At 60.8% G+C, this 15,470-nt stretch carries 16 protein-coding genes; 8 read left to right on the top strand and 8 right to left on the bottom strand.

Features of this window, described 5'->3' with window-relative positions; all coding sequences use genetic code 11:
• A partial coding sequence (locus B5G12_RS13405; RefSeq protein WP_087325385.1) for an L-cysteine desulfidase family protein occupies positions 1 to 1,130 on the bottom strand: 1,130 nt, incomplete at its 3' end.
• Between the two features lie 564 nt (positions 1,131 to 1,694).
• Here B5G12_RS13405 and rny point away from each other — a divergent pair.
• Entirely contained in the window at positions 1,695 to 3,278 is a 1,584-nt protein-coding gene (gene rny / locus B5G12_RS13400) for a ribonuclease Y (RefSeq protein WP_087233627.1), read from the top strand.
• Between the two features lie 72 nt (positions 3,279 to 3,350).
• Here the strand turns inward: rny and B5G12_RS13395 are convergent, their stop codons facing one another.
• Both B5G12_RS13395 and B5G12_RS13390 read right to left on the bottom strand, forming a co-directional pair.
• The gene (locus B5G12_RS13395; protein WP_087325384.1) at positions 3,351 to 3,581 is read right to left on the bottom strand and encodes a DUF4318 domain-containing protein; all 231 of its coding nucleotides are present in this window, start codon (positions 3,579 to 3,581) and stop codon (positions 3,351 to 3,353) included.
• A gap of 51 nt (positions 3,582 to 3,632) precedes the next feature.
• On the bottom strand, positions 3,633 to 4,583 hold the full coding sequence (locus tag B5G12_RS13390) for an ROK family glucokinase (RefSeq protein WP_087325383.1): 951 nt from the start codon (positions 4,581 to 4,583) through the stop codon (positions 3,633 to 3,635).
• A 208-nt stretch (positions 4,584 to 4,791) separates the two neighbouring features.
• Between B5G12_RS13390 and B5G12_RS13385 the strand changes: the two genes are divergently transcribed.
• A complete protein-coding gene (locus tag B5G12_RS13385) occupies positions 4,792 to 5,370 on the top strand; it encodes a hypothetical protein (protein ID WP_087233618.1) in 579 nt (192 codons plus the stop codon).
• A gap of 248 nt (positions 5,371 to 5,618) precedes the next feature.
• On the opposite strand, the gene B5G12_RS13380 is transcribed toward B5G12_RS13385, so the two are convergent.
• Positions 5,619 to 5,804, bottom strand: coding sequence for a hypothetical protein (locus tag B5G12_RS13380; RefSeq protein ID WP_242956053.1), 186 nt, complete (start codon positions 5,802 to 5,804; stop codon positions 5,619 to 5,621).
• Between the two features lie 413 nt (positions 5,805 to 6,217).
• On the opposite strand from B5G12_RS13380, the gene B5G12_RS13375 reads away from it, so the two are divergent.
• The 4 genes from B5G12_RS13375 to B5G12_RS14845 all read left to right on the top strand — a co-directional run bounded on the left by B5G12_RS13375 (position 6,218) and on the right by B5G12_RS14845 (position 9,215).
• Positions 6,218 to 7,075 carry a hypothetical protein gene (locus B5G12_RS13375; protein WP_087233615.1) on the top strand — a complete coding sequence of 286 codons (858 nt, stop codon included), beginning with the start codon at positions 6,218 to 6,220 and terminating at the stop codon, positions 7,073 to 7,075.
• Between the two features lie 128 nt (positions 7,076 to 7,203).
• Entirely contained in the window at positions 7,204 to 7,806 is a 603-nt protein-coding gene (locus B5G12_RS13370; RefSeq protein WP_087233612.1) for an RICIN domain-containing protein, read from the top strand.
• A gap of 72 nt (positions 7,807 to 7,878) precedes the next feature.
• The gene (locus B5G12_RS13365) at positions 7,879 to 8,355 is read left to right on the top strand and encodes an NUDIX hydrolase (protein WP_087233609.1); all 477 of its coding nucleotides are present in this window, start codon (positions 7,879 to 7,881) and stop codon (positions 8,353 to 8,355) included.
• A 233-nt stretch (positions 8,356 to 8,588) separates the two neighbouring features.
• Positions 8,589 to 9,215: a hypothetical protein gene (locus B5G12_RS14845; protein ID WP_087233606.1), complete on the top strand. Its 627-nt coding sequence runs from the start codon at positions 8,589 to 8,591 to the stop codon at positions 9,213 to 9,215.
• Between the two features lie 321 nt (positions 9,216 to 9,536).
• Here B5G12_RS14845 and lepA read toward each other — a convergent pair whose 3' ends face one another.
• From lepA to B5G12_RS13340, 4 genes are all read right to left on the bottom strand, one after another.
• Positions 9,537 to 11,348, bottom strand: a complete 1,812-nt coding sequence (lepA, locus tag B5G12_RS13355; RefSeq protein WP_087231682.1) for a translation elongation factor 4 — start codon at positions 11,346 to 11,348, stop codon at positions 9,537 to 9,539.
• A 187-nt stretch (positions 11,349 to 11,535) separates the two neighbouring features.
• On the bottom strand, positions 11,536 to 12,735 hold the full coding sequence (alr, locus tag B5G12_RS13350) for an alanine racemase (RefSeq protein ID WP_087231679.1): 1,200 nt from the start codon (positions 12,733 to 12,735) through the stop codon (positions 11,536 to 11,538).
• A gap of 12 nt (positions 12,736 to 12,747) precedes the next feature.
• Complete coding sequence (locus tag B5G12_RS13345) at positions 12,748 to 13,527, bottom strand: tRNA 2-thiocytidine biosynthesis TtcA family protein (RefSeq protein ID WP_087231676.1); 780 nt, start codon at positions 13,525 to 13,527, stop codon at positions 12,748 to 12,750.
• Positions 13,524 to 14,093 (bottom strand): hypothetical protein, encoded by a 570-nt coding sequence (locus B5G12_RS13340; RefSeq protein ID WP_087325382.1) that lies wholly within the window; start codon positions 14,091 to 14,093, stop codon positions 13,524 to 13,526. The genes B5G12_RS13345 and B5G12_RS13340 overlap by 4 nt, the downstream gene beginning before the upstream one ends.
• A gap of 299 nt (positions 14,094 to 14,392) precedes the next feature.
• Between B5G12_RS13340 and rplM the strand changes: the two genes are divergently transcribed.
• Both rplM and rpsI read left to right on the top strand, forming a co-directional pair.
• On the top strand, positions 14,393 to 14,821 hold the full coding sequence (gene rplM, locus B5G12_RS13335; RefSeq protein WP_087231670.1) for a 50S ribosomal protein L13: 429 nt from the start codon (positions 14,393 to 14,395) through the stop codon (positions 14,819 to 14,821).
• A 17-nt stretch (positions 14,822 to 14,838) separates the two neighbouring features.
• Complete coding sequence (gene rpsI, locus B5G12_RS13330) at positions 14,839 to 15,237, top strand: 30S ribosomal protein S9 (protein WP_087231667.1); 399 nt, start codon at positions 14,839 to 14,841, stop codon at positions 15,235 to 15,237.
• Positions 15,238 to 15,470 lie beyond the last annotated feature (233 nt).

The raw sequence follows: 15,470 nt of genomic DNA, 5'->3' as shown, positions 1-15,470 counted from the left end.
ACGCTGGACGCGATTTTGGCGGCGCAGCTGGGCTTGGCCCCGTCGCAGATGATGCCCGACACGATGGCCAGCGCATTGACCAGGGTGTGGGCGATGGCCTTGTAGTCCGCCCCCTGCAGGTAGGCGATGCCGCAGCCGGCGGCACACCCGGCGCTCACGGCGCCGCAATAGGCCGACAGGCGCCCGATGCCGCTCTTTTCATGGATGGCGATGAGGTTGGAGACGGCCAGCGCCCGGTAGAGCCGGTCTTTGGGAACGGCCAGGGCCTTGGCGTACTCGATGACGGGCACCGACACCGTGATGCCCTGGTTGCCGCTGCCCGAGTTGATGACCACCGGCAGCTCACAGCCGCTCATCCGGGCATCCGAGCCGGCTGCCGCCTTGGCGATGGCCCGGTTGCGGACGTCGTCGCCGTAGAATTTCAGCATGGTGGAACCGATGTTGGCCCCGTAGTCGCCCAGCAGCCCCTCCTCCGAGATCTGGGTGTTGTACTGGATCTGGGTGTCCAGCACCGGGCGGATGTCATCCAGCTCGCAGCTGTCGGCAAAGTCCAGGATATCCGCGATGGTCAAAAGGCTCTTGTCGGTCAGGCCGGCCTCGGAGGGAGCCTCGGCGCAGCCGCCGGCGGTCAGGGCCTGCTGCCGGTCCAGCAGCACCTGCCCGTCCTTTTCGATGGATACGATGTTGGTGTGGTACTGGGCGATGCGGACCCGGGCGCTGTGGGGGCCGGCGTACACCGTCAGGATGATATCAAAGATGACGCCGTTGTCCACCGGCTGGATGTGCATGGGCACCTGCGCCAGAAACGGGCGCAGCCGGGCTTTCTGCTCGCTGGTCACGGACGAGATGACCTCGAGGGCCTTGTCGGCCTGGCCTCCCACGATGCCGGCGGCGGCCGCCGCTTCGATGCCCTTCAGGCCGTCGGTGTTGGGCACCACCACGCTTTTGACGTTTTTGATGATGTTGCTGCTGACCCCGATCTCCACCCGGTCGGGCATGGCATCCAGCACCTCCCGCGCCTTGGCGGCGGCATAGGCAATGGCGATGGGCTCGGTGCAGCCCATGGCAGGGATCAGCTCTTCTTTCAAGATCTGTACATAGGCCTGATAGGTCCGGCTGTTCTTTTCCATCGTTCAATCTCCTTTTGGGGCAATCCCCCGGGGCGTATCCGGGAAAGGCGGGCACGCCTGACGGATACACCTGAAAAATCTCCCTTAAATATACACGTTCCGCGCCTCCATTGCAACCGCCAGGAGGGGCGCCGCTCTCCGCCGCGGGAAAATGTAAAAAAATCCTGCATGGTTTCGCCCCCTTCCACTTGACAATCCAGCGGATGTTTCGTAAACTAATACATAGATAGACAACGGGGTCTTTGGACTGCATGGGCAGCCCGAGCGCCCCTTTGCTGGGCAGCGTGCTGCTGTGCCCCGCCGGTTGGCGCGGGCGGCGGCGCGCCCCCGCGGATGCTGCTTGCAGGGCTTTCGCCCCCAGACGGAACCGAGTGTATAGCCGCTCGTTTATATTTATAAGCTTGATACTGTAAAATGGAAGCCGCCGACCCGCACGCCGGCCTTGGTCTGTGTGCGGTTTTGTTGTGTTTTTTGATCAAAGGCTCACTTATAGATAAAATCGGATTATGCCCGCGCTCTGCCGCAGCGTCCCCAAAAGTTTGTATTTTTGAGGAGAATGAAACAATGAATACGACCACGATCATCTTATGTGTCGTGATCGCTATCGTCGTTCTTGCTGCCGGTGGAGCGGCGGGCTTTTTTGCGGGGTTCAGCTACCGCAAAAAGACCGCTGAGGCCCAGATCGGCAGCGCCGAGGCCGAGGCGACCCGGCTGGTGAACGAAGCGATCAAGACCGCCACCCAGAAAAAGAAGGAAGCCATCCTGGAAGCCAAGGACGAAGTGTTCCGCATGAAGGCGGAGGTAGACGCCCAGAAGGCCGAGGCCGACAAGGAGATCAAACAGCGCCGGGCTGAGATCAGCCGGCAGGAAAACCGCATCGACCAGAAGGAAAACGCCCTGGATAAAAAGACCGAGGCGCTGGAAAAGCGGGAAGAGGACGTCAAAAAGAAGATGGCCGAAGCCGAGGAACACCTGGCCGAGGCCGACGCTCTGCGCGCCAAGCAGATGGAGCGGCTGGAGACCCTGGCCGGCCTGAGCCAGGCCGACGCCCGGGAAGTGCTGCTGAACAAGGTGGACGAGGAGCTGGTGCACGAAAAGGCCCTGCGGGTGGCCACCTATGAGTCCGACCTGAAGGACGAGTGTGAGAACATCGCCCGGGACATGATCGCCCAGGCCATCAGCCGCTGCGCCGCCGACCATGCCAGCGAGACCACCGTCACGGTGGTGCCCCTGCCCAGCGACGAGATGAAAGGCCGGATCATTGGCCGCGAGGGCCGCAATATCCGCGCCTTGGAGACGGCCACCGGCGTGGACCTGATCATCGACGATACCCCCGAGGCCATCACCCTGTCCTCCTTTGACCAGACCCGGCGCGAAGTGGCCCGCATGACCCTGGAGCGCCTGGTGGGCGACGGCCGTATCCATCCCGCCCGCATCGAGGAGACGGTGGAGAAGTGCCGCCGCGAGCTGGAAGTACAGATGAAGAAAGAGGGCGAGCGGGCTGTCATGGAGCTGGGCGTCCATGGCCTGCACCCCGATCTGGTCAAGCTGATCGGCCGCCTGAAGTACCGCACCAGTTTTGGCCAGAACGCCCTGGTCCACAGCATGGAAGTGGCCTGGCTGGCCGGACTGCTGGCCAGCGAGTTGGGCGTGAATGTCACCATGGCCCGCCGCGCCGGCCTGCTGCATGACATCGGCAAGGCCCTGGACCATGAGATCGAGGGCAGCCACGTCCAGATCGGCGTGGATATCTGCCGTAAGTACAAGGAAAACAGCCAGATCATCCATGCGGTGGAAGCCCACCACGGGGATGTGGAGCCCAAGACGGCCCTGGCTTTCATCGTGCAGGCAGCCGACGCCATCAGCGCGGCCCGTCCCGGCGCCCGCCGCGAGAACGTGGAGAGCTATGTCCGCCGCCTGGAGAATCTAGAGGAGATCGCCTCCGGCTTTGAAGGGGTGGAGCAGGCCTTTGCCGTCCAGGCAGGCCGCGAGGTGCGCATCATGGTCAAGCCCGACGTGGTCAAGGACGATCAGGTGATCCTGCTGGCGCGGGCCGTGGCCAAGAAGATCGAGGACAGCCTGGACTATCCCGGCCAGATCAAGGTCAATGTCATCCGCGAGAGCCGCGCCGTAGAGTACGCAAAATAACAAGCGAAACAAAACAACAGCCGCCGCCTTTCGGTAAGAAGGGCGGCGGCTGTTTGCTATGCTGCCAAAGAGTTATTTTTCACGGCACTTGACGCCGTAATTGCCCCGGCTCCCGCTCTCGTATCCGCGGTAGATCTCATAGAGCTTTTCGTCGATGAGAACCTCGTCGTCACCGGGGAAGGTGCAGGAGAGGCCGTTTTTCTCGCAGTAGGCGGCGATGGCCTGATGCGCTTTCTGGACGGTGGGGTAAACATCGGCGGGTTCGTAGGGGACCCAGAATGCTTTTTTCAGAACGTTCAGCATAACACGACACACTCCTTTTCATGGTTGGATGGACGCGGGGAAAAGGGCGGCTCAGGCGCCCACGATCAGACGGACGGCGCCGTAGATGCCGGCGTCGTTGCCCAGGCTGGCCTGCTTGATGGGAGTCTCCCGGCAGGACTTGAAGGCGTAGGTCTTGTAGTGCTCGGCCAGGGGCTTGAACAGCACCTCGCCGGCCCGGGCCACGCCGCCGCCCACCAGGAACACCTCGGGGTCGGCCGTGGCTGCAATGGTGGCCAGGGCCAGGCCCAGCACGTTGGCCATCTCGTCCACCTCGCGGGCGGCCAGAGCGTCCCCGGCCCGGGCGGCGTCAAAGACGTCCTTGGCTGCAAAGTCCCTGCCGCGCAGCACGCAGGGCTGGTCGGGGTTGGCCTCCAGCAGCAGCTTCATGCACCGCACCACGCCGGTGGCGCTGGAATACTGCTCCAGACAGCCGTGCTTGCCGCAGCCGCAGGTGGCGGTCTCATGGGGGTTGACGGTGATGTGGCCGATCTCGCCGCCCGCTCCGTGGGCGCCGTCGATCACCTTGCCGTTGACGATGACGCCGCCGCCCACGCCGGTGCCCAGGGTGACCATGACGGCGCTGCGGCAGCCTTTGGCCGCGCCCATCCAGATCTCACCCAGGGCCGCAACGTTGGCGTCGTTGCCCACCATCACCCGGATGCCGCCCAGCAGGGCGGAGAGGTTGGCCGCCACATCCTGCTGGCCCCAGCCGCCCAGATTGGCGCAGACGATGGGCACCACACTGGACTCCTGCACGGGGCCGGGCACGCCGATGCCCACCCCTTCGACCTGGTCGGAGGTCAGGCCCTTTTCCTGCATTTTGGCCTGCACGGCTGCCGCCAGATTGGGCAGGATGCGGACGCCCTGCTCCGATGTGTCGGTGGGAACTTCCCACTTTTCCACCAGCTGGCCGCTGGTGGTGAACAGACCGACCTTGGCGGTGGTGCCGCCCAGATCGATGCCGAATGCGTATTCCTTCATGATCCATCTACCTCGCTTTTCGCCGGGCCGGGCCCGGGTTTCGTTTCTATCAGTATAACATACTTGCAGGAAAAATACAGGCCTTTTTGCCATTTTATGGGGGTGGGAAGGGGGCTTCTGTAAACATTTCATGAAATACCTTGACAATCCGCCCCCAAAGGGGTATCTTCAGGCAAACCAAAGAGGACCTGCAAAGGAGAGGATCGCCATGTCCCGTTTGGAAGAATTTGTCAGCCTGCTGACGGGCAGGTTCAACAACGACGCACAATACCAGGAAAAGCAGAAGGAAGGGCTGTCCTTCCCCTATGCCGAGCACGTCAACACGGTCTGCAACCAGAAGATCAACGGTCTGCCTGCGGACTTTGCCGGCGTCTTTATGGTGGAGGAGAGCTACTACACCACGGCCAGCGCCCAGAGCGGAGCCGAGCGGAAATTCCACACCAGCGCTTCCCACCACCTGTTCCTTTTCACGGAGGAACCGGAGGGGATCCGCCTGACCTCCTACGAGCTGCCCCAGGGCTATACCAAGGACAACTTTGTCTATGACCAGATCGGCCGGCTGGATTACGCCAGCCTCCAGCCCTCGGCCAAGTTTACCCCCGCGCTGTATGTGGAGCGGGACGGCGTATGGGAGGGCGGCAGCGTCAGCCATTTCAGCCCGGTGCTCACCTTCACCCTGTATGAGCGCTTCTCCAGCGACTGCCTGGAAGTGAGCGAAAAGATGGAGGTGCAGGGCAAGCCCACCTTCGGCTACGACGAGCCCATCCGCTACCGGCGGGCGGACTGAGGAGATGAACCAAAAGGCCGCCGCCCCCGGATCTCTTCCGGAGGCGGCGGCTTTCGTTTGCTTGGGGTGTATCCGAAAATTCCTCCATACTGTTCTATTCTACCAAAAAGCGCCATCTGCTGCGTTGCATTCGCTTGCATTCCACAAAGGAGTGCTGCGCTCATGCGCCTTGCATCTGGCACTTTCTGGCGAATATCTCAGCATGTTTGACTTCTCGGATACACCCAGGGGTATTGTTTGCGCTGGGTTCAGCGGGCTGCGCGCATCTTCATCGACGGACCGCTGCTGCGGGCCAGACGAGCCACCAGTGCCACCGGCCACAGCAGCGTCTTGACGGCTACCTCGACCGGCTTGACATCAACGGTGTCCATGCTGCTGATGCCGGTGAAGATCAGACAGGCAATACCACAGCCCAAAATGTAACAGTACAACATGTGCAAACCTCCACTTTCTGAATTTTGCGGCCCCGAAGGGCCTTTTTATAACAGGCCGGACAAAAGCCCGCGCCTTGTTTCCTTTTACATCCGGAAGGGGTGAACACCCTTCCGCAACACTACTATACCGCAGCCGGACGATAAAGTCAATGGGGCTGAATGCTGAAATAATGGAAGGATATGCCTGAATAAAAGTATAATCAGGAAAGTGAATCGCGAAAAAGCGGTTAATATTTTCATATTCGGGCGGAGCTGAAAATGTGTGCGCCTGCAAAGGACACCATCCCCGGCGGCAAGCCGAAAATCCGGCGGCCCTGTGCGCGGGATGAAAACAAATGAGAAAATGCGCAATGATCCGGCCGCCCGGCGCGTATTCTTCCAAAGGAGATTTTTGCCAAAAGGAGGCGGACAGGATGACGGTTTGGAAAAAGGGCCGGCGGGTCTGGGGGATGGTTTGCCTGCTGCTGGCGCTGGCGGCAGGGCTGGCGCTGCCCGCCGGGGCGGATGTGGGGCCCAAGCCCTCGGTGGAAGTGGTCTTTCAGGGGCTGGAGGGGCGGCGCTATTATGCGACCCTGCTGGGCAATGTCGCCCAATATGGGCCCTGGTCAGCGGAAGAAGAATACCTGGACTGGAAGGGGGACCCGGAGGCATGGGAAGCCTTTGCCGCCTATCCGGCGCCGGAGGGGTGGTATTTTTTGGGGAACTATGCCGACTGCACTGAGACGGGGCGGTTTGTGTGGAGCTATTATCCACCCGAGACGTTTTACATTCTGGTCTGGCTGCCGGAGGAGGGCCGCTGCCTGCGCAGCAGCCAGCCGGTGAGCCGCTATGCGTTCGACAGCCATTTCACCGTGACGGCTGCGGGGGAGAGCCTGACCGTGCGGTCCAGCTATGACTATGCGGGGGAGGTGCAGGGGCTTTTGGCGCGGGCGGCCCTGACCATCCTGATCGAGACGGCGGCGGGCGGACTGTTGTTTGGACTGCATCGCCGTGACCAGCTGGTCCTGATCCTCCGGGTAAACCTGGTCACGCAGCTGGCTCTCAACCTGCTGCTCAATCTCTGCGCCTATTTTGCAGGGCCCATGCTGGCAGGGCTGGCCTATGTCCCGCTGGAGCTGGCGGTGTTTGCGGCGGAAGGCTGCGTCTACGCCCGGCGCCTGCCCTGGCCCGAAGGCCAAAAACCGCATCCCTGGCTTTACAGCCTGGGGGCCAACGGGATATCGTTTGCCGCCGGCTGGACGCTGGCAGACCGGCTGCCCGGCCTGTTCTGAAGCGTTGACATGAAATTTATAAAAACTTTAGAGAATTTTATGAAAAACTGTACTTGTTGCCAGCGCCATTCTGTGCTATTATAAAAAGTACAAAGCCTGAACTATGCTCAACGAAAGGAGAGGTCATTATGGCACGGGCATCGCAGGTCGTTTTATCGGAGAACGAATACTACCTCATCAAAGCGCCCAACGGCAAGGTGCTGGAGGTCAAGGATTTCAGCACGGCCAACGGTGCGTTCATCCAGCTGTGGGATTATGCGGGCCATCCGTGGCAGCAGTGGCGCTTTGTGGACGCAGGAGAGGGCCGTTGGCGGATCCAGAACCGCTTTACCGGCAAGATGATCGACCTGGTCCAGGACGGCGTAGTGGAGGGCACCTGGCTGCACCAGTGGAGCCGCACCAGCGGCCTGAGCCAGTGCTGGATCCTGGAACCGCTGCGCAACGGGCGCACACGCATCCGCAGCGCCCTGGCAAACAAGTACATCGACCTGGTGGGGATGAACACCTCCAACGGGGCCCAGGCCCAGATCTGGCTGGAGGTGCCGGGAGGAAACCAGGAGTGGAACTTGGAGCGGGTGGACGACATCACCATCCGTCCGGCACCCCACACCGACGAAGTAGGGTATCCCCACGGGCAGACCCCGGCCCAGCGCCGCCATCAGGACGATCTGGTGCGCAAGCTGAACCAGTCGGGCAAGGGCCGCGGCGGCCGCAAGGGCAGCAAGGCCTGAAAAAAGAGAAACAGAGTGTGCCCCGCTGGGCTTTTGGGCGCCGGCGGGGCGCCTTTTTGGGAGGGAGAGCGTATGGCACTGGCACAGAATACCACCCTGTGCTATCTGGAGCGGGACGGCGCATGGCTGATGCTGCACCGCACCAAAAAGAAGAACGACTGCAACCACGACAAATGGATCGGGGTAGGGGGCAAATTTGAGCCCTGTGAAAGCCCGGAAGAATGCCTGCTGCGGGAAGTACGGGAGGAGACCGGCGTCATCCTGACCCGCTGGCGCTACCGGGGCATCATCACCTTTGTGCTGGACGGGGTGGGGGAGTATATGCACCTGTTCACCGCCGACCAGTGGCAGGGCGAGCCGGCCGTGGGAGACAGCGCCGAGGGCGTACTGGAGTGGGTGCCCCGCAGCCGGGTGCCCGAGCTGCCCATCTGGGAGGGGGACAAGCTCTTTTTCCGCCTGCTGGAGGAGGAGCGGCCCTTTTTCTCCCTCAAGCTGTGCTACCAGGGGGATACCCTTGTGGAAGCCGTTCTGGATGGGCGCAAGCTGTAAATTCAAACGAGTGCCCTGCCGTCTGGCGGGGCGCTTTTCGTTTGCCCCAAACTCCTCCTGCCCCAGAGTTAGAGATTCCAAACTAAATAAAATAAAGAAAAATGGGGAAAATTTGAAATTGGGTCTTGACACCGGGGGGGGTATGTTATGATAGGCACACAAAGGAAAGGACCTTCCTTTGAACCTGTTTTGGGTCTCTATCTTTTATACACCATAAGGAGGAAAAATTCATTATGAAACTCAAGAAGATTGCTTCTCTGGCGCTGGCCGGCATCATGGCCGTCAGCATGCTGGCTGGCTGCAAGGATGGTTCTTCTTCCAGCACCACTACCGATCCTGAAACCACTACTGGCATTGTGGCCGCAGTCAATAATGGACAGGATAAGACAAATGAAGTAAAGGTTAATTTTACTTCTAGTTCTGCACTGACCAATGCACTGAAGGGATATCTGGCGACTAAAGGTGATTCTGTTACAAGTCTGACGAGCATTGACCTTACTAAACAGCTTGGAAAAACGTATGATAGCGGTAATTTTAAGGATGACGTTACTACTACCGGTGAAAAAATCGCGGATGGCACTGTATTCGAGAAAATTTATTATGCTACCCCGATTGCCGTTGAGACTAATTATCCTCTGAATGAAGACGCGGCTCTGGAGATGCTGGTCGAGAAGGTTGATGACGTTGTAAATGATTTGAAAGCTCAGAGTGCTAAGGTTCAGCAGGGCGAGGAATTTTATAAGTACGAGTACACTGGTGAAATTAGTGACTTGGTTTCTGTGAAAACTTCTGAAGGTAAGACCTATTACTTCGCTGCCTATACCATTGCTCAGACTGTTACTAAGGCAAAGGCAGCCTGATAATTCCTGACTTTACTTATAACACCCCCGGGGCACCATACCGGGAGATGATATAAGGGGCGCACAGGTGCCAGAGACCACCTGCACGCTCGGGTAAAACACCCATCCGATGTGGCGGCAAAGAGGAATGCTAGAAAATAGAGATTCCTTCTGTTGTTGATCGCACCAAAACAAAAGAACTTTTGCGTCACGAAAGATAGGGTCCCTCTGCGGGGGTCGGCCATACGGCCGGCCCCCGCATTGTTTTGCGTGCGGGCAAAAAAGCGGCGCGCCCAAAAGGCGCGCCGCTTTGGCATACATTTGAGGGAGGGGGAAAGAGGCTCAATCGTCGTCGTTGTCCAGCTTGAGCACGGCGGTGAAGGCCTCGCTGGGCAGGCTGACCGAACCCAGCTGGCGCATCTTCTTTTTGCCCTCTTTCTGCTTTTCCAGCAGCTTTTTCTTGCGGGTGATGTCGCCGCCGTAGCACTTGGCCAGCACGTCCTTGCGCAGGGCCTTGACCGTTTCCCGGGCAATGATCTTACCGCCCACCGCCGCCTGAACGGGGATCTCAAACAGGGTGCGGGGGATGTTGTCCCGCAGCTTTTCGCAGATGCGGCGGCCTTTGGCGTAGGCGTTGTCCCGGAACACGATCATGGACAGAGCGTCCACCGGGTCGCCCGCCAGCAGGAAGTCCAGCCGCACCAGATCGCTCTCCCGGTACTCCTTGAACTCGTAGTCGTAGCTGGCATAGCCCCGGCTGCGGCTCTTGATGGCGTCGAAAAAGTCATAGACGATCTCGCCCAGGGGCATGGCATAATGCAGATCGACCCGCACATCGTCCAGGTATTTCATGTCGATCAGTTCGCCCCGTTTTTGCTGGCACAGGTCCATCAGGCCGCCCACATAGTCGTTGGGCGTGTAGAGATGGACGTCCACAAAGGGTTCCTCCTGGCTGGCGATCTGGGAGGGGTCGGGGTACTCGGAGGGGTTGGAGATGGTGCGCACTTCCCCGTCGGTCATGGTGATGCGATACTGTACGCCGGGGGTGGTGGTGACCAGGTCCAGGTCGAATTCCCGTTCCAGCCGTTCGGTGATGATCTCCATATGCAGCAGACCCAAAAAGCCGCACCGGAAACCAAAGCCCAAAGCGGCGCTGTTCTCGGGCTCGTAGGTCAGAGAGGCGTCGTTGAGCTGCAGCTTTTCCAGAGCGTCTTTCAGGTCGGGGTAGCGCTTGCCGTCGGCGGGATAGATGCCGCAGAACACCATCGGCTTGACCTGCCGGTAACCGGGCAGAGCTTCGGGGGTGGGGCGGTCGGCCAGAGTGACCGTGTCGCCTACGCGGGTATCCTGCACCGTCTTGATGCTGGCGGTCAGATAACCGACCTCGCCCGCGGACAGCTGCTGGCAGGGGGAGAGGCTGGTGGCGCCCATATGGCCCACCTCCACCAGGGTGAACTTGGCCCCGGTGGCCATCATCAGGATGGTGTCCCCCGGCTTGACGGTGCCCTCAAACACGCGGATATAGACGATGACCCCCTTGTAGCTGTCGTAGACGCTGTCGAAGATCAGAGCCTTGAGGGGGGCGTCGGGATCGCCGGTGGGGGCGGGGATGTCGGCCACCACCCGCTCCAGCACGTCGCCCACATTCAGGCCGGTCTTGGCCGAGATGCGGGGCGCGTCCAGACAGGGCAGGCCGATCACGTCCTCCACTTCCTGGGCGACCTCGTCGGGATGGGCGCTGGGCAGGTCGATCTTGTTCAGCACCGGCACGATCTCCAGGTCGTGCTCCAGGGCCATGTAGGTGTTGGCCAGGGTCTGGGCTTCCACGCCCTGGGTGGCGTCCACCACCAGGATGGCCCCCTCACAGGCGGCCAGGCTGCGGCTGACCTCATAGGCGAAGTCCACGTGGCCGGGGGTGTCGATCAGATTCAGTTCATACACCTGGCCGTCTTTGGCGGTATAGTGCATGGTGACCGCCCGGGCCTTGATGGTGATGCCCCGCTCCCGCTCAATGTCCATGTTGTCCAGGATCTGGTCCTCCATGGTGCGCTCGTCCACGCTCTCGGTCAGTTCGAGGATGCGGTCGGACAGGGTGGATTTGCCGTGGTCGATATGGGCGATGATGCAAAAATTCCGGATGTTTTTGTTTGCCATGGGTTCCTCCATAGGTATGGGGTTTAGGGTGTATCTGAAAACTCCCCCACGCTGTTCTATTCTACCAAAAAGCCCCATCTGCTGCGTTGCATTCGCTTGCATTCCATGGAGGAGTGCAGCGCTCATGCGCCTTGCAGCTGGCACTTTTTGGCGAATATCTCAGCATGTTTGACTTCTCAGATACACCCTAGCTGTTCAGATGGTCGTCGATGGCGATGGGCCGGCCCTGCTCCAGATAGACCCGGGGCACCCTGCGGGCGACCCCGCACAGCACCTCATACGAGATGGTGCCGGTCTTTTGGGCGATGGTCTGGGCGGTGTCCCCGGCAAAGCCTCCGCCCCACAGGACGGCTTCGTCTCCCTCGGCCACCTGCGGCACGGCGGACACGTCCACCAGCATCTGGTCCATGCACACACGGCCCAGCACCGGGCAGGGGAAGCCGTGCAGGTCCACCACCCCTTTGCCCTCGCTCAGCAGCCGGGGGTAACCGTCGGCATAGCCGGCGCAGAGGGTGGCGGCCCGGGTGGGCTGCCGGGCGGTGAACCGCCGCCCATAGCTGACCGACTGGCCGGGCTGCACCTCCTTGACCATGCTCACCACCGTTTTGAGGGTCATGACGGGGCGCAGCTGGTCGAAACCGACCTCCTCGCTGGGGGGATAGCCGTACAGAATGATGCCGGGTCGGCCCATGCAGCGCTGCCGGGGCAGCCCCTGGGGCCAATCGGGATGCAGCAGGGTGCCGGCCGAGTTGTCACAGTGCACCAGGGCGGGCTCGTGCCCGGCCTGCCGCAGCGCCTCAAAAGCCTGCACAAAGAGGGCGTGCTGCTGCCGGGTATAGGCCTGGCTGTCAGCGCCCAGCTCGTCGGCGGCGGCAAAATGCTGGAACAGGCCGGTCATCTCCAGGCCGGGCAGGCTGGCGGCCTGCACCATTTCCCGGATGGCGGCGTCAAAATCGGTGCGCAGGGCAAAGCCGATCCGGCCCATGCCGGTATCCGCTTTCAGGTGGATCTGGACCCGCACCCCTGCCGCGCAGGCCGCTTGGGACAGGGAGACGGCGTAGGGCAGGGAATAGCAGCACTGGGTGATCCGGTTTTGGGCCAGGACGGCGGCAAACTGCGCCTCGGTGCGGCCCAGGATCAGGATGGGCAGTTCCACGCCGGCCCGCCGCAGCTCCAGGGCCTCCCCCAGACGGCTCACCGCCAGCCAGGCCGCCCCCGCCTGGGCGAAAGCCTGGGCGCAGCGGACGGCGCCGTGGCCGTAGGCGTCGGCCTTGACGATGGCGCACAGGGGCATCCCCCCGGCCCGCTGTTGTGTGGCTTGGAAATTGTGGCGCAGCGCGTCCAGGTCGATCTCGGCCCAGACGTGCCGCTCAAAGGGTTGTTGCATAGATTCCGCCTCTCAGTCTTGCTGCTGCTTGATGGTAAAGGAGCCCCGCCCGGTGTGCAGGGGCCGCCAGCCGTCGATGCCGCTCTCCTGCAGGGCGTGCAGGGTCTTTTGGCGGAAGGCGTGGTCGGTGCGGCAGCGCTCCTGGACAAAGTCCTTGGTGTGCTGGCGGGTGGTGGCGCCGTCGGCGGGACAGCAGCTTTTGACGATGGGCAGCCCCTCCTCATAGACGGCGGCTTTCACCTCGGCCTCGGTGGCCAGCAGCATGGGCCGGATCAAGGTCAGGTCCCGCCGGGACAGGTAGGTGACCGGGGAAAAGCAGCCGATCCGCCCTTCCTGCCACAGGTTCATATAAAAGGTCTCGATGGCGTCATCCAGGTGATGGCCCAGGGCCACCTTGTTGCACCCCAGCTGCTGGGCCGCCGTGTGCAGCGCGCCCCGCCGCAGCTTGGCGCAGAGGGCGCAGGGGTTCTTCTCCTGCCGCTCCTCGAACACCACCGGGCCGATGTCGGTGCGGCGCACCTGGTAGGGGATGCCGCAGCGCTCCATCAGGCTGGCCAGCTGGCTGTAATCCCCGGGCTGGCGGCCGAACTGGGGGTCCAGGGTGACCGCGTACAGCTGGTAGTCAAAGCCGATGTACTCCCGCAGCAGAGCCAGGCCCACCGTCAGGGCCACGCTGTCCTTGCCGCCGGATACCCCCACAAGCACCCGGTCCCCGGGGGCCAGCATCTCGTAATCCTGTACCGCCTTGCGCATCAGGCCGGCCAGGCGCTGCATTGCCTTTTGTTCGCTCATGCCAGGGTCACGCTTTCGATCAGGTTGAGCACGTCGCTGATGGAGGCCAGCCGGGTGAGGGCAGAGACGTAGACCACGTCCCCGCTGTCATAGGTGATGGTGGCCAGCACGGCATAGTAGGCCTGGATGTCACAGCGGACCGCCTCCACCTGGGCCCCCTCGACCTGGATGGTGATATCTCTGGGACTGATGAAGCCATAGCTGGCCCGCAGATCCTCCTCGCTTTTGGCAATGAAGTCCGGGTAAGTAGAAGGGTCCCCCCGCTGGAACAGCACGACCTGGTACTGGTCATCCTCGGGGTCATCGCTGGAGGCCAGTTCCAGCACCTGCCCCAACGTGGGGTCCTGGGTCATATGGCAGACCGGCCAGACCGCTGATTCATAGTAGACGGCTACGCCGTTCTCGCCGGCATAATAGGTGTCCGGGTGGGCGGGGGTGCGCCGGCTGGTGAGGAACAGCAGCACCCCATACACCGCAACACCGATGAAGATGAACGCGGCCATCCCGATCAGCAGACGGGAAGACCGCTTTTGGGCGGCGGCCTGGCGGTCGATCTCTCTGGGCATTCTGGTAAATCTCCTTTGTTACAGATACTATGCGCAAAACGCAGCGTACTTTATAGTATAGCATAAATCACGGCGGATTTACAGCGCCCGGCAAAGAAAACCCTGTCCGGAAAAAATAAAAATGCGATGTGAGATCCAAAGAGGATTCAAGAGAAATCAAGAGATTTTGAAAGCTGGATGGATTTGAGCTGAAAAAAACAAAAAATCGTGTTGACAGGCGGCTTTTGATGGTATATACTATCTTTCGCGCCCCACCCGGCGCCTGAACTGTTGTGAATGCTTATCAGGAGGAAATATATATGAGCACTACTCTCGTGAAGCCCGCTGAAGTGGAGCGCAAGTGGTACCTGCTCGACGCCGCCGGCAAGCCGCTGGGCCGCGTCGCAGCCGAGGCTGCCGTTCTGCTGCGTGGCAAGCAGAAGGTCGATTTTACCCCCAACGTGGATTGCGGTGACTTTGTCGTGGTCATCAACTGCGACCAGGCCGTTCTGACCGGCAAGAAGGCCGAGCAGAAGTTCCACATCACCCACTCTGCCTACATCGGCGGCCTGAAGAAGGTCCAGTACAAGAAGCTGATGGCTGAGAACAGCAACCTGGCCATGACCTATGCCATCAAGGGCATGATCCCGTCCAACACCATCGGTGCCAAGGCTCTGACCCGCCTGCACTGCTACAAGGGTGCTGAGCACGCCCACGCTGCACAGAAGCCCGAGAAGATCGAGTTCTAAGAAGGAGGCAATCGAATATGTACGAAACCAAACCTTATTTCTACGGCACTGGTCGTCGTAAAGATTCTGTTGCCCGCGTCCGCGTGTACGCCGGCACCGGCAAGATCACCATCAACGACCGCGATCTGGACAACTACTTTGGTCTGGAGACCCTGAAGCTGATCGTCCGCGCTCCCCTGGTGCTGCTGGGCGTTGAGGATAAGTACGACGTGGTGGTCCGCGTCAACGGCGGCGGTGTGTCCGGCCAGGCCGGCGCCATCCGTCACGGCATCAGCCGCGCCATGCTGCAGCAGAGCGACGAGAACCGCGCTGTGCTCAAGAAGGCCGGCTACCTGACCCGCGATCCTCGCATGAAGGAGCGCAAGAAGTACGGCCTCAAGGCTGCCCGCCGCGCTCCCCAGTTCTCCAAGCGCTGATTTTTCCCAAAAAGTTTTCAAAAAAGCTCGGAAAGACGTGCCTTTCCGGGCTTTTTCTTTGCCTCCAAATCCCCCGCACCCAAAGTTAGAGCACACGAACTAAAGAAAATAAAGAAAAAAGGGAAAATTTGAAATTGGGTCTTGACACCGGGGGGGGTATGTTATGATAGGCACACAAAGGAAAGGACCTTCCTTTGAACCTGTTTTGGGTCTCTATCTTTTATACACCATAA

The sequence above is a fragment of the Faecalibacterium sp. An58 genome (genome assembly GCF_002161515.1).
GTDB lineage: Bacteria > Bacillota > Clostridia > Oscillospirales > Ruminococcaceae > Faecalibacterium > Faecalibacterium avium.
Note: the sequence above shows the minus strand (reverse complement) of the source record. Positions and strands in the feature narration are given on the sequence as shown.

Bases quoted from the DNA above. Each gene is read 5' to 3' on its own strand.
- rny (WP_087233627.1), top strand. From the start codon at position 1,695: ATGAATACGACCACGATCATCTTATGTGTCGTGATCGCTATCGTCGTT.
- B5G12_RS13395 (WP_087325384.1), bottom strand. From the start codon at position 3,581: ATGCTGAACGTTCTGAAAAAAGCATTCTGGGTCCCCTACGAACCCGCC.
- B5G12_RS13390 (WP_087325383.1), bottom strand. From the start codon at position 4,583: ATGAAGGAATACGCATTCGGCATCGATCTGGGCGGCACCACCGCCAAG.
- B5G12_RS13385 (WP_087233618.1), top strand. From the start codon at position 4,792: ATGTCCCGTTTGGAAGAATTTGTCAGCCTGCTGACGGGCAGGTTCAAC.
- B5G12_RS13380 (WP_242956053.1), bottom strand. From the start codon at position 5,804: ATGTTGTACTGTTACATTTTGGGCTGTGGTATTGCCTGTCTGATCTTC.
- B5G12_RS13375 (WP_087233615.1), top strand. From the start codon at position 6,218: ATGACGGTTTGGAAAAAGGGCCGGCGGGTCTGGGGGATGGTTTGCCTG.
- B5G12_RS13370 (WP_087233612.1), top strand. From the start codon at position 7,204: ATGGCACGGGCATCGCAGGTCGTTTTATCGGAGAACGAATACTACCTC.
- B5G12_RS13365 (WP_087233609.1), top strand. From the start codon at position 7,879: ATGGCACTGGCACAGAATACCACCCTGTGCTATCTGGAGCGGGACGGC.
- B5G12_RS14845 (WP_087233606.1), top strand. From the start codon at position 8,589: ATGAAACTCAAGAAGATTGCTTCTCTGGCGCTGGCCGGCATCATGGCC.
- lepA (WP_087231682.1), bottom strand. From the start codon at position 11,348: ATGGCAAACAAAAACATCCGGAATTTTTGCATCATCGCCCATATCGAC.
- alr (WP_087231679.1), bottom strand. From the start codon at position 12,735: ATGCAACAACCCTTTGAGCGGCACGTCTGGGCCGAGATCGACCTGGAC.
- B5G12_RS13345 (WP_087231676.1), bottom strand. From the start codon at position 13,527: ATGAGCGAACAAAAGGCAATGCAGCGCCTGGCCGGCCTGATGCGCAAG.
- B5G12_RS13340 (WP_087325382.1), bottom strand. From the start codon at position 14,093: ATGCCCAGAGAGATCGACCGCCAGGCCGCCGCCCAAAAGCGGTCTTCC.
- rplM (WP_087231670.1), top strand. From the start codon at position 14,393: ATGAGCACTACTCTCGTGAAGCCCGCTGAAGTGGAGCGCAAGTGGTAC.
- rpsI (WP_087231667.1), top strand. From the start codon at position 14,839: ATGTACGAAACCAAACCTTATTTCTACGGCACTGGTCGTCGTAAAGAT.